This window comes from Kitasatospora sp. NPDC008115 (assembly GCF_042957205.1).
Taxonomy (GTDB): Bacteria; Actinomycetota; Actinomycetes; order Streptomycetales; family Streptomycetaceae; genus Kitasatospora.
Genome location: NZ_JBIBHU010000016.1, coordinates 134,643 through 146,824, shown reverse-complemented (window position 1 = coordinate 146,824; position 12,182 = coordinate 134,643). Strand labels below are relative to the sequence as shown.

Annotated in this window: 8 protein-coding genes and 2 CRISPR repeat arrays (1 of these 10 only partly in view); of the genes, 4 read left to right on the top strand and 4 right to left on the bottom strand. The window is 73.1% G+C overall.

Features of this window, described 5'->3' with window-relative positions; genetic code table 11:
* A CRISPR array of direct repeats spans positions 1–543; the repeat unit is 29 nt; unit sequence GGGACCATCCCCGCGTGCGCGGGGAGCAG (it extends 37 nt beyond the left edge of the window).
* Positions 544–738: 195 nt separating this feature from the next.
* Positions 739–2,292, bottom strand: coding sequence for a putative Ig domain-containing protein (locus ACFZBX_RS21375; RefSeq protein WP_391535334.1), 1,554 nt, complete (start codon positions 2,290–2,292; stop codon positions 739–741).
* A gap of 303 nt (positions 2,293–2,595) precedes the next feature.
* Positions 2,596–2,990: a CRISPR direct-repeat array (repeat unit 29 nt; unit sequence CTGCTCCCCGCACGCGCGGGGATGGTCCC).
* A 188-nt stretch (positions 2,991–3,178) separates the two neighbouring features.
* Between ACFZBX_RS21375 and ACFZBX_RS21370 the strand changes: the two genes are divergently transcribed.
* Positions 3,179–4,033: a hypothetical protein gene (locus ACFZBX_RS21370; protein ID WP_391535333.1), complete on the top strand. Its 855-nt coding sequence runs from the start codon at positions 3,179–3,181 to the stop codon at positions 4,031–4,033.
* A gap of 4 nt (positions 4,034–4,037) precedes the next feature.
* Here the strand turns inward: ACFZBX_RS21370 and ACFZBX_RS21365 are convergent, their stop codons facing one another.
* Entirely contained in the window at positions 4,038–4,847 is an 810-nt protein-coding gene (locus ACFZBX_RS21365) for a hypothetical protein (RefSeq protein WP_391535332.1), read from the bottom strand.
* A gap of 216 nt (positions 4,848–5,063) precedes the next feature.
* Here ACFZBX_RS21365 and ACFZBX_RS21360 point away from each other — a divergent pair, with 216 nt between their 5' ends.
* Positions 5,064–5,903 (top strand): hypothetical protein, encoded by an 840-nt coding sequence (locus ACFZBX_RS21360; RefSeq protein ID WP_391535331.1) that lies wholly within the window; start codon positions 5,064–5,066, stop codon positions 5,901–5,903.
* A gap of 229 nt (positions 5,904–6,132) precedes the next feature.
* On the opposite strand, the gene ACFZBX_RS21355 is transcribed toward ACFZBX_RS21360, so the two are convergent.
* Positions 6,133–7,188, bottom strand: a complete 1,056-nt coding sequence (locus ACFZBX_RS21355; protein ID WP_391535330.1) for a DUF4037 domain-containing protein — start codon at positions 7,186–7,188, stop codon at positions 6,133–6,135.
* Between the two features lie 106 nt (positions 7,189–7,294).
* On the bottom strand, positions 7,295–8,320 hold the full coding sequence (locus tag ACFZBX_RS21350) for a hypothetical protein (protein WP_391535329.1): 1,026 nt from the start codon (positions 8,318–8,320) through the stop codon (positions 7,295–7,297).
* Between the two features lie 149 nt (positions 8,321–8,469).
* On the opposite strand from ACFZBX_RS21350, the gene ACFZBX_RS21345 reads away from it, so the two are divergent.
* Positions 8,470–9,594, top strand: coding sequence for an alpha/beta hydrolase (locus ACFZBX_RS21345; RefSeq protein ID WP_391535328.1), 1,125 nt, complete (start codon positions 8,470–8,472; stop codon positions 9,592–9,594).
* A 111-nt stretch (positions 9,595–9,705) separates the two neighbouring features.
* Positions 9,706–12,165 (top strand): glycosyltransferase family 39 protein, encoded by a 2,460-nt coding sequence (locus ACFZBX_RS21340; RefSeq protein WP_391535327.1) that lies wholly within the window; start codon positions 9,706–9,708, stop codon positions 12,163–12,165.
* Positions 12,166–12,182 lie beyond the last annotated feature (17 nt).

Genomic DNA, 12,182 nt, shown 5'->3' with positions numbered 1-12,182 from the left:
TCTCACCTTCGTACTCGCCACGCTGGGGATCATCCCCGCGTGCGCGGGGAGCAGTCGTACATCGCCGAGACGGAGAGCGCCTTGTCGGGACCATCCCCGCGTGCGCGGGGAGCAGAGGTCGGTGACCGTGGTGGTCGCCAGCGTGCCGGGACCATCCCCGCGTGCGCGGGGAGCAGCAAGCAGGGGCCGCTGGGCTCGGTGCTGCCCGGGGACCATCCCCGCGTGCGCGGGGAGCAGACCAGCATCGAAGAGCTGACCACGCTGGCGACGGGACCATCCCCGCGTGCGCGGGGAGCAGGCGATGAGGGATCCGCCCCTCAGGTTCCGCTCGGGACCATCCCCGCGTGCGCGGGGAGCAGAGCGCGAGGATCCCGTCGATGCCGTCGGCCTCGGGACCATCCCCGCGTGCGCGGGGAGCAGACGCGACCGGCACCCCGTGAGTGAGCCGCACCAGGGACCATCCCCGCGTGCGCGGGGAGCAGCGAGTCTGGCTCTGGGCACCAAGCCCCGCAGGGGGACCATCCCCGCGTGCGCGGGGAGCAGAGTTCGTGAGCTGCAGGTTTATGCGGGGGTGAGGCGGGATTCTGCAACTTGTTGAGAAACCGGCATATCGGGCTTTCTTGGCACTTCAGAGTAGGTGTGGGAGAAGCCTATCCAGGTTCGGCCAGCCGATGATGCCGACGCACGTCGGCCGCCCGGTGTGGGCCGGGCGGCCGACGGGGAGGGTCAGCTAAGGCTTCAGCTGGTCGCGATCGAGGTGTCGTCGATGACGAAGCTGGTCTGCAGCGAGGCGTCCTCGGTGCCGGTGAACTTGAGGGTCACCGTCTGGCCCGCGTAGGCCGACAGGTCGAAGGTCCGCAGCTGGTAGCCGGCGGCCGCGTCGGCGTTGGAGTAGGTCTTCAGCGTGGTGCCGTTGACCTGGACGGTCAGCTTGTCGTACACCGTCGAGCCGGACTCACCGGTGTCGATGTGCAGGTAGAAGCCCAGCGTCGCGCGGCAGCCCGCCGGGATGCTCACCGTCTGGGACAGCGTGTCGGTGTGGGTCGAGCCGTAGCCGTTCAGCCACGCCTTCCACGAACCGCCGTGCGCCGCCTGCGAGGAGGAGTTGTCGACCACGCCGCTGGAGGACGTCCACGGCGAGGCCGTGCCCGTCTCGAAGCCCGCGTTGCCGAGCAGCTGCGCCGGAGTGCAGGTGCCGCCACCGCCGCCCGTGACCGTCCAGGTGAAGCTGGTGCTGCCCGACTTGGCGGCCGCGTCCTTGGCCGTGACGGTCACGTTGTACGTGCCCGCCGTGGTGGCGGTGCCGCTGATGACGCCGGTGGAGGCGTTGATCGTCAGCCCGGCTGGGAGGCCGGTGGCCGAGTAGGTGTACGGCGTCGAGCCGCCGCTCGCCTGGATCTGGAGGTTCGCCGAACCGCCCACCGCCGTCGACTGGTTGCCCGGGTTCGCGACCGAGACGGTGCCGCTGCCCGCGGGCTTCGTCAGCAGGCAGCCGCTGACGTTGAGGTCGATGACGCGCCCGTTGCCCAGGCAGGTGGTGAACCAGTAGGTCTCCTGGCCGTAGCTCTGCCCCTGGTGCGCGGTGGTGGTGCCGTCGGCGGCCACCTCGCAGGGGTTGTTGAGCGTGCACATCTGGCCGTCGTCGTTGCCGGTGTTGTTGATGCCGACGACCTTCTTCGTCGCGGCGTCGACGATCGGCGAGCCCGAGGTGCCGTGCGTGGTGTTGCAGCCGGCGCTGTAGCGGATGGAGTCGCGCCAGGTCCACGCGTCCTCGCGAAGCGTGCCGACGAAGCCGTTGATGGAGCAGTTCCAGGTCTGCTTCCAGTACGAGGACGGTATGAACATCGCCGAGCCGTCGACCGGGTGCGTGTCGCTGATGGTCAGGGCCGTCGCGCCGAACTTGGAGGTGATCGACCCGAAGGTGTCGGTGAGTTGGTACAGCGCGACGTCCGTGCCGGTCATCGTGGCGTAGAGGATCCTGTCGGCCGTCACGGTACCGAGGGAGCCGCCGGAGGCGTTGAGCAGGGTGCCGCTGCGGCTGGCGGCCTGGTTCTGAATGACCTGGCCGGCGGACGGCATGGTCGGCAGGCAGTGGCCGTTGGTGAGCATGAGGGCCCGGTCCGTGTCGACCGAGGAGGGGTAACGGACCAGCGAGGCGGAGCAGTTGCTCAGCGCGATGGTGGACGTCAGGTCACCGGCCTGCACCGCCTGCGCGGGCGCGACTGCCACGGAGGTCAGGACCCCGGCAATGACAGCGCTCGCGGCGGACGCGGCGGCAAGTCTCTTGAACATGGCTCTCCTTGTGGGGGATGCGGGGCGTACGACCAGTTGCGGACGCCCGCGCCGCACGAAAGTGCCATGCCCACTTCAAGAGGTCAACCGTGCGGGCCGAAGTCGTCTGGAGGACTTCGCCCGGGCGGGACCGGCTGGGGGCGGACAAGCTGGCCGGTCGTCAACTCGGTCGGCTTCGAGCGGTACTCGGATATCGTTTCCGTGCCCGGATGCCGATACACGCCCCAGAGGCCCGAAATGCCCGAGTCTCAACAAGTTGCACGAAACAGCCGCTGCCCGACATAGACCCGCTGGTCAGCAACTCTGCTCCCCGCACGCGCGGGGATGGTCCCTCCGCCAGGGCGGTGTAGCGGCGGCGGATGGCCTGCTCCCCGCACGCGCGGGGATGGTCCCAAGACCTTCGCCGGATCGACGTGGGTGATCCCCTGCTCCCCGCACGCGCGGGGATGGTCCCAAGACCTTCGCCGGATCGACGTGGGTGATCCCCTGCTCCCCGCACGCGCGGGGATGGTCCCTCCCAGCGCACGAGGCTGGCGGCGTGCGCGTGCTGCTCCCCGCACGCGCGGGGATGGTCCCGGGTTCGCACGTCCCGTCGTACCTCGGGATAGCTGCTCCCCGCACGCGCGGGGATGGTCCCGCCCGCGCCTCCGCCACGGGGGGCACGTCCTCCTGCTCCCCGCACGCGCGGGGATGGTCCCCAGTCCAGACGGTTGACGGCCGACCAATCCGTCTGGCGTGAATCTGGCGAGGCGGCCGACGCTGGCGGGAGAGCGTCGATCGTCTGGTCACCGCCGTGAACACCTCGAAAGGCCTGCTGGACAGGCCGACGGAGGGCCAGCGGCTCAGGCGGGCCGGATTGTCGTAGCGGCACGGCAGGATCGGGTGCATGAACGACAGCTTCACGCACCTCGGGACAGTCACCGCGCCCTCCGGGCTGCTCGTGTTCGGCATGGTGACGTGGTTGGACTACTGGCCGGAGGTCGGGCGGCCGCTGTCCGAGCGGGCGCGGGAGGCGGCGGCGGCGGAGGGGGCCAGGGGCGGGCACCTCGTGGAGGATGCGGCGGAGGCGGTGGCCGTGGCCGTCGACGGGGCGCGGGCGCTGGCGGTGCGGGCGCGGACGGCGCCGTCGCCGTTCGACGAGGAGCCCGCGATCGCCGTGCTGGAGGTGGAGCTCGGGGTGCCGTGGCCGGCGGGGCGGGAGGCGCCGGTGTTGCTCGGGGACCTGCCGGTGGACCGGGGTGGGATGGCACTCGGGGACGCGGTCGGGCTGGATGCCTGGATCGGGCTGGAGGGCGAGCCTGCCGACGGGCTCGCCGATGTCAGCTATTGGGGGCGCGACATGGAGGAGGCGCACGAGCGGTTCGGCGGTGTGCGGATCCCGCAGTACGAGGGTGACGGGCAAGGGCCCTACGGCTGGCTGGATCTGCCCGTCGAGGCGGCGGACGCCCTCGCCGTCGAAGTCGCGGCGTACCGCGGCGGCGTGGTCTCGTCCGCCGACCCGCACACCGACTTCCACCTCCTCCATCGTGCCGGCCGCACCCGACCGCTCGGCGTAGGTGAGATCGAGGTCGGCGGCTGCCCCGTGCTCGGCTTCAGCTGGTGCCAGGGCGACCACGCCGTCCGGCACCACGGGGAGCGGGACTGGGGCCGGGTGTACCCCGTGACCCTTGACCGTGGTGCGGACGGCGGGACGGTGCTGCGGTGGAGCATCCCGGAGTGGGACGAGGACGAGGACGACTGAGCCTTCAGCGGAGCGCGAGGACCGGGCGGGCCGAGAGGTCGTCGGTGCAGTAGCCGCTGTCCTCCTTGAACACCATCGCGGCCAGGTCCGGGTGCCGGTTGGCCGTGGCGAGCGGCAGCCAGGCGAGGACGGTGCCGTAGCCGCCGCAGAGCGACTCGCCGCCGTCACCGCCGTAGATGACCCCCGGCTCGCTGGTGATCTCCGAGCGGTAGGTGTCGTGGGCGATGCGCAGGCCGAAGGCGTTCGGCTCGCCTTGCGGGCCGAGGCCGTCCCCGTACGGCAACCGGTCGAGCGGGCACTCGTCGCCCCAGCGGAACAGCGTGCCCGCTCCGGCGCCGCAGGCGTGCTCCCACTCGTCGGGGGTGGGCAGGCGCAGGCCTTCCTCGGCGAGGACGGCCGGCATGTCGGCGGGCTCCTCCTCCAGCGGCTCGTCCTCGACGGCCATCAGCAGCGTCGGCACGGTGACGGTCCGGCGCGGGCTGAGGACCCGGGCGAGGTGACCGTGCAGGTCCCCGTCGCCGAAGCCCTCGTTGACGCTCTGCTCCATGTAGCTGGCGAGGAGTTCGGCGGACGGCCGCCAACCAGCCACGTCGAACCCCACGGTGACCCGCCCGCCCGGTATCAGCGCGAACATCCGCTCGCCGCGTCCGACCAGGACACGGTGCAGCGGCGCGCCCAGGTGCTCGACCGTCTCGACGCGGTCGAGCCGGCCGCCCACGCTGCCCGCGACCTGGGCGGCGAGACGGCCGGCCGTGGCGAGGTCGAGGCGACGCCAGGCGGCGAAGGTGAGGGTTGCGAGCGGTTCGGGTGCCATGACGGGAGTCTGGCACGGGCCACCGACATTTGCCGGGCAAGCGGCCCGCGACAGTCCGAACGGGCGTCAACCAGCAGCCCACGGCAGGCAGGCGAGCCACTCGAAGTCCCTCCACGGGAAGCGACTTGACCGATCCGCCGGACGCTGGACCCGCCGCTCTGACAGGCAGGGCAGCCGAGCACCGAGCGAGCCGTGGGGGCATGCAGGACGGGCGCAATGTGGCAGGAGCCGATCGAGGACCTGGTGGTCGTCATCCCCGGCATCACCGGCAGCCGGCTGGGCGATGGACGGCAAGGAGGTGTGGGGCCCTCCCCCGGCGCGCTGGGCCGGGGCATCGCCACCTTCCTGGACTCCGTCAAGGCCCTGCGCCTGCCGGCGGACCTCGGTGACGACCACCCCGGCGACGGCGTCGTCCCCACGGGGCTGGTCCCCTCCCTGCACGCCGTCCCGGGCGTGCGGCCGGTGGTCGACGGCTACAGCAACTTGATGCGGCTGCTGCCCGCCGACGAGGCGGCCGTTCAACTCCGGCCGATGCGAGCCGAACCGGAGGCTCCCGACCAAGCACCCGCCGCCACGCTCGCCGCAGCCGCCGAGCGCCTCCACGACCGCGAGGACACCGACGCGGAACGCGAGTACGAGCAACAGCGCACCGCCCTCTGGCCGGCGACGATCGGGCTCGGCGCCGTCTACCTGATCGGCGTCACGCTCGCGCACCAGCCGACCATGATGCTCGGCGCGCTCGGCGGCTTCCTCTCGCCGGTGATCGGCGTGATGCGCTCCCAACGGCCCGCCTCCTGGGGCGTGCTGGTGCTGGCCCCGGTCGGCGGGGCGCTCGCGGCGATCGGCGGGATGCCGCTGGTACGGATGCTCGCGGACCCGGAGCTCAACCTCCTCGGGCACGTCTTCCTCGACAACTCCTGGGACGCGCCGGACCGGCCGCTCGCCCTCGCCATCGCGCTGCTCTTCGGGTTCTCCGGGACCCTCTTCTCGCGCCTCGCCCTGACCGCCACCGGGCAACTCGTCGCCACCAACTCGCCGCCTGCCCGCCAGCTCTAGGGTCCGTCTTCAGACCCCCGTTGTCCGCCCGCAGGGCGGGCCGGGCGGCGTCTGGGTGCGTGCATCGCAAGGCGGAGGAGGAAGTCCATGCGGTGGGGGCACCTCCCGGCCGCCAGGCTGGGGGCCATCGGCGACCGACGACAACGCGGCGAGGTGCGTGCCCTGGGGGCACCTCCCGGCCGAAGGCTGGGGGCGCGTCGCCCGGCAGGCGGGGGTTTGAAGACGGACCCTAGGGCCGCAGCAGCGAAGGCCGGGTCAGCGCGTCCGTGCTGTCGACCCACTGGTCCACCCCGCCCGTCAGCGGCCGGGTGCGCAGCGACGGGTCCGTCAGCGTCGCGGTGAGGGCGCGGGCGAAGCGGTCGGCGTGCAGGACGCGGTAGGGGCGGGAGTGGTACGGACGGGTGGCCGGGTCGACGGGCGGGGTGAGGGCGGTGGCGTTGTGCAGGGCGGCGACCGTCTCGTACGCGGCGCAGAGGTGTCGTTCGCGCTCGGGGTAGGTGTCGGCGGCCAGGGCGCCGCGCAGCGACGGGGTGAGCCGGGGTGCCGCCGTGAGGCGGGCGAAGGCCGAGCCGAGCCACTTGCCGTAGGGGGCGTAGCGGCGTTCGAGGAGCAGGCAGAGCCGCATCAGGTCGCGGACCAGGCGGCCGGCGGCGACGGCGGAGCCGAGTTCGTCGCCGACCTCGGCGCAGCGGCCGGTGAACGCCTCCTCCTGGGCGATCCGCTGCCACTGGCAGGCCAGCAGGTAGCGCCAGACCTGGTCGGGGTACCAGGCCAACGCGGATCGCACGGCGGTGAGTTCACCGGTTCCGTCGTGGAAGACGGCACCGCCGGTGACCTCGGCGAGCCGCTGCTGCGGGAACGCCAGCCAGTCCGACGGTCCCAGTCCGCCGAGCGGGTCGCCGAGCGGGCCGCCGAGGCGGTCGGTGAGCCAGCCGGCGAGGTCGTGGACGGCGACGTGGTGGGTGACGGGTCCGTCGGGGTCGTCGCCGGTGCGGTAGCGGGTGGGCCATCCGCGCAGGGTGTCGGGGAGGCGTTCGGCGAACAGGTGGGTGAGGGCGGGGCGCAGGCGGGCGGCTTCCTCGGCGGGGAGGAAGAGGTCGAGGCGCGGGCCCCAGTCGTGGTCGGTGGAGCGCGGGGTGTCGAGGCCGAGCACCTCGGAGCCGGCGCCGACCCGGGCGGCGGCGTAGCGCAGGCCGGGGTGGGTGGCGGCGAGGAGCGGGCGGACGGCCTCCTCGTGGAGGAGGCGGGCGAGTTCGAGGCCGGGGACGAAGGGCGTGCTGGTCACCGGGTCAGCCTGGCGGGCCGGGCAGGGGCCGTCCAATGGATTCGGGTTCGGGGGGCACGACAGCGCCCCCCGAACCCGAACCCCAACCCGGACCCACGGAACCGGTCTACGGCTGCGGGAAGTTCTCCTCGTCCACGTCACTCGTCTCGGCGTTGCCGCCGACCTTCGCGGTCAGCGTGATCGACCAGATCGAGTACGTCGTCCGGTCGGTCTCGAAGGCCATGGTGTCGTCGAACTTCGTGTAGCTGCAGTTCTGGGTGAACATCTTCAGCGACGGGTCCCAGTCGACGCCGTCGGAGAAGTAGATGTCGTAGGTGCCGTCCTCGACGCCCGAGATCGACGCCTCCTTCCCCTTCCCGACGTACAGCGAGTGGATCGTCCTGCCGCCCTGGGAGAGCGAGACGACGGAGTCGGTGGTGCCGCCCGTGTTGTCGACGTTCAGCTCGCCCTTGCCGCGCAGCCGGCCCTTGGTGACGAAGGTGTCGTTCTCCTTGGAGCGGGTCTGCTGCGGCGGTGTCTGGGGGACGGTGAAGTTGGTGGGGTATCCGGCGGCGGCCATCTCGGCGAGGGCCGCCGGGATCGCCTTCAGGCCCTCGGAGAGGCCGACCTGGGCGTAGGCGGAGCCGGTGGTGCAGAAGGCCTTGGACGTGATGTCGCTGCGGATCTTGGTCAGGTCGGTGGCGAGCTGGGACAGTGCCGTCACCAGCTGACGCTTGGTCGTGCCGACGGTGGCCGGCGTGTCGCTGAGGCCGAGCCCGCTGCTCGCGGAGTTGGCGGCACTGGCCGCCTCCTGGAGGCCGATGATGAAGTTGCCCATGTTGGCGGCCGGGTTGATCTTGCCGAGCGCGGTGCCGACCGGGTCGACGTAGCCGGCGAGCACGGGCCCGTACGGCGTGGGCGTCGGGGTGGGTGTCGGCGTCGGGGTCGGGGTCCGGGTCGGGGCGGGCAGGGCGCTGAAGCCGTCGGACGGGCTGGACGCGGCCGACCCTCCCGACCCGCCGTCGGAGCCGCCCGACTCTCCCGACCCGCCGCTCGAACAGGCCGCCAGCAGCAGCGCGGTGCCCACCGCTACGCCGGCCTTGGTGAAGGACTTCATGCCGCTCCCCCGGGTGTTCTCTCGGTACTGATGCATGCACACTCCGTGCGATCCGCTGTCCCCGCGGACATGATCCCGACCCGACAAGACGCGGTCAACAGGGCTCACTTGCGGCGCACCGAAGCGTAGCGGGGGCGTACGACAGGGCGCACGGGGCGGACTCCGACGTCAACTACGATCGGGACGTGCTCAGCCTCACGGGTCTTCCCCTCCAGATCATCGCCTCCGTCGTCGCGCTCTGCGTCTTCGCCGCCACGATGTGGTTCTGGCCGAGACTCGGCGGCGGCGGGTGGAAGGCCTGGACCGGACGGATCGGCGCGTTCCTCGCCACCCAGATCGCGGTGCTGGTCGCGATGGGGCTGATCGCCAACGGCTACTTCGGCTTCTACAGCTCCTGGAGCGACCTGCTCGGCACCAACGGCAAGCCGGGCACGGTCGTCGACCACCAGCCGAACGCGGCGGCCTCGCTGTCCGTCACCGGCGAGAAGAACATGTACTCGGCGCAGGGTTCGGCCCGCGACCGCTCCGGACTGATCCAGGAGGTCTCGGTCAGCGGCAGGGCCAGCGGCCTGAGCAGCGACGCCTTCGTCTACCTGCCGCCGCAGTACTTCCAGCCGGAGTACGCCCAGCGCAGCTTCCCGATGGCGCTCGTGCTGGCCGGCTACCCGGGCTCGGCGGAGAAGCTGATCACCCTGATGCAGTACCCGGCGTCCGCGCTCTCCGCCATCGAGCAGAACAAGCTGCCGCCGACCGTCCTGGTGCTGATGCGCCCGACCCTGTCCGGCAACCGCGACACCGAGTGCATGGACATCCCCGGCGGACCCCAGGTGGAGACCTTCTTCACCAGCGACCTGCCGACGGCCATGGCCGCCAACTACCGGATCGGCACCGACCCGGCCAACCGCGCGGTGATCGGCAACTCGACCGGCGGCTACTGCGCCCTCAAGTTCGCGCTGCGCAAGCCGGACGCCTACCGGTCGGCGGTCTCGCTCTCCGGCTACTACACCGCGCCGATCGACGAGACCACCGGCGACCTGTTCGGGGGCAGCGCCCAGCTGAAGCAGGAGAACGACCTGCTCTGGCGGCTGAAGAACAAGCCCGCCGAGCCGGTCGCGCTGCTGCTCGCCACCAGCTACGACGAGAACAACTACGCGGGCACCCAGGCCATGGTCAACGCCTTCAAGGCGCCGACCAAGCTCTCCACCATCACCCTCGACACCGGCGGCCACAACTTCCACACCTGGACCCGGGAGATCCCGCCCGCCCTGGAGTGGCTGGGCAGGCACCTGACGATGCCGCAGGCCGCGTAGCGCGAACGAGGCGGAAGCGCCGGGCGCGGCCGGGCCGGACCGGCCGGATCCACAGGCGGCTCATACCCGGGTCTCACGGTTCTCTCAGGCGGGCGCCCGAGCGTAGCGCCCATGACCACGACCAGCCTCACCCCACCGGCCGGCGAGCCCTGGCCGGAGGCCGGGGACTACCCGCCCCCGGTCCTGCCGCCCGCCCCCGTGCCGGAGGGGACGGCTCCCGGGCGGCCGGCCGCGCCGCCGCTGTTCCCGGAGTACCCGCCGCCGCCCGCCGGTCCCAAGGGCCCGGCGTCCTGGGCCGAGCGGCTGCGCACCCTGCCGGGCCGGACCTGGCGCGGGCGCGCCGACGACCCGCGCTGGGTGCGGCCCGCGCTGCTCGCGCTGCTGGCGGCCACCGCCGTCCTCTACCTCTGGGGCCTGTCCGCCTCCGGCTGGGCCAACTCCTTCTACTCGGCCGCCGCCCAGGCGGGCAGCCAGAGCTGGAAGGCCTTCTTCTACGGCTCCTCTGACGCCGGGAACTTCATCACCGTCGACAAGCCGCCGCTCGCGCTCTGGCCGATGGCGCTCGCGGCGCGCGTCTTCGGGCTCTCCTCCTGGTCGGTGCTGGCCCCGCAGGCGCTGATGGCGGTGGCCACGGTGGCGGTGCTGTACGCGACGGTGCGCCGGCGCTTCACACCGCTCGCCGGGCTGCTGGCGGGCGCGGCGTTCGCGCTGACGCCGGTGGCGGCGCTGATGTTCCGCTTCAACAACCCGGACGCGCTGCTTGTGCTGCTGCTCACGCTGGCCGCGTACGGGCTGCTGCGGGCGATCGAGGCGGCGGGCACCCGCTGGCTGGTGTTCACCGGGGTGATGTTCGGACTGGCCTTCCTCACCAAGACCCTCCAGGCCTTCCTGGTGCTGCCCGCGTTCGCACTGGTCTACCTGGTGGCGGCGCCGACCGGGCTGTGGCGCCGGGTCCGCCAACTGCTGGCCGGCGGGCTGGCTGCGGTGGTCGCGGGCGGCTGGTGGGTCGCCGTGGTCGAGCTGGTCCCGGCCTCGGCGCGGCCGTACGTCGGCGGCTCGCAGGACAACAGCTTCCTCTCGCTCACCTTCGGCTACAACGGCCTCGGCCGGCTCAACGGCAATGAGACCGGCAGCGTCGGCGGCGGGCGGATCCGCATGCCGGCCGCCGGGGTCGAGGCAGCCCTGGGTGGCGCACCGGCCGGAGCGGACGGAGCGGCCGGCGCAGTCGGCGCGGCTGGCGCGGCCGGGGCCGCAGGGGCGCCGCCCGGCGGGATGCGCGGCGGTGGCGGCTGGGGCGAGACCGGCATCACCCGGCTGTTCGACGGCGACATCGGCGGGCAGATCGCCTGGCTGCTGCCCGCCGCGCTGATCCTGCTGCTGTTCGGCCTGTGGGCCACCCGGCGTCACGCCCGGACGGACACCGCGCGCGCGGCGTTCCTGGTCTGGGGCGGTTGGCTGCTCTGCACCGCGCTGACCTTCAGCTTCATGTCCGGGATCTTCCACCAGTACTACACGGTGGCGCTGGCCCCGGCGGTCGCGGCGCTGGTCGGCATGGGCGCCGACGGGCTGTGGCGGGCGCGGCACCGGCTGCCGTACGCGGCGGTGCTGGCCGGCACGCTCGCGGTGACGGCGGTGTGGGCGTACGTGCTGCTCGGGCGCAGCGCGGACTTCCTGCCGTGGCTGCGGCCGGCCGTGCCGGCGGGCGGGCTGCTCGCGGCGGTGGCGCTGCTGGTGGCCGGACCGCTCGGAGCGCGGCTCGCGCGCCGGGGCGGCGGACCCTCGCGGCTCGCCGGGCGGCTGGCGGCGGTGGCGGGCCTGGTGGGCACGGCGGCGGCGCTGGGCGGACCGGCGGCGTACGCGGTGGAGACGGTCAACACCCCGCACCGGGGCTCGATCGTGCTGGCCGGGCCGGCGGTGGAGGGCGGCTTCGGACCGGGCGGCGGGCGACGCGGCCCCGGCGGCACGGGCGACGGGCCGGTGCTGTGGCAGAACGGCCGGACGGTCACGCCGCCGCAGCAGGACGGCGGCCAGGGCGGTGCCCCGGGCCTCCCGCAGCAGGACGGCGGCCGGAACGGCCGCACCCCGGGCGGCGACGGCGGGCAGGGCCCGTACGCCTTCGCCGGCGGGCCCGCCGGCGGCATGGGCGGCCCCGGCGGCATGGGCGGGCTGCTGAACGGCGCCCAGGTCGGCGCCGAGGCGGCCGACCTGCTGAAGCAGGGCGCCGACGGCTACCGCTGGGCCGCCGCGACGAGCGGTTCGCAGAACGCCGCGAGCTACCAACTCGCGTCCGGCGTCCCGGTGATGGCCCTCGGCGGCTTCAACGGCACGGACCCGTCGCTCAGCCTGAGCGCCTTCCAGCAGTACGTGCGCGAGGGCAAGGTGCACTGGTTCATCGGCGGCAACTCGCGCGGCACGGCCGACGCACCCGGCGGCCCCGGCGACCCCGGCCAGGACGGCGGAGCGTCCCAGTCCCAGACCGCCCAGATCGAGGAGTGGGTGGCGTCCCACTACACCGCCCGCACCGTCGGCGGCTCGACGTTCTACGACCTCGGCGAGCCCGCCACGTCCTGACCCGCCCGGCGGGGCGC

Bases quoted from the DNA above. Each gene is read 5' to 3' on its own strand.
- ACFZBX_RS21370 (WP_391535333.1), top strand. From the start codon at position 3,179: ATGAACGACAGCTTCACGCACCTCGGGACAGTCACCGCGCCCTCCGGG.
- ACFZBX_RS21350 (WP_391535329.1), bottom strand. From the start codon at position 8,320: ATGCATCAGTACCGAGAGAACACCCGGGGGAGCGGCATGAAGTCCTTC.
- ACFZBX_RS21360 (WP_391535331.1), top strand. From the start codon at position 5,064: ATGTGGCAGGAGCCGATCGAGGACCTGGTGGTCGTCATCCCCGGCATC.
- ACFZBX_RS21340 (WP_391535327.1), top strand. From the start codon at position 9,706: ATGACCACGACCAGCCTCACCCCACCGGCCGGCGAGCCCTGGCCGGAG.
- ACFZBX_RS21365 (WP_391535332.1), bottom strand. From the start codon at position 4,847: ATGGCACCCGAACCGCTCGCAACCCTCACCTTCGCCGCCTGGCGTCGC.
- ACFZBX_RS21375 (WP_391535334.1), bottom strand. From the start codon at position 2,292: ATGTTCAAGAGACTTGCCGCCGCGTCCGCCGCGAGCGCTGTCATTGCC.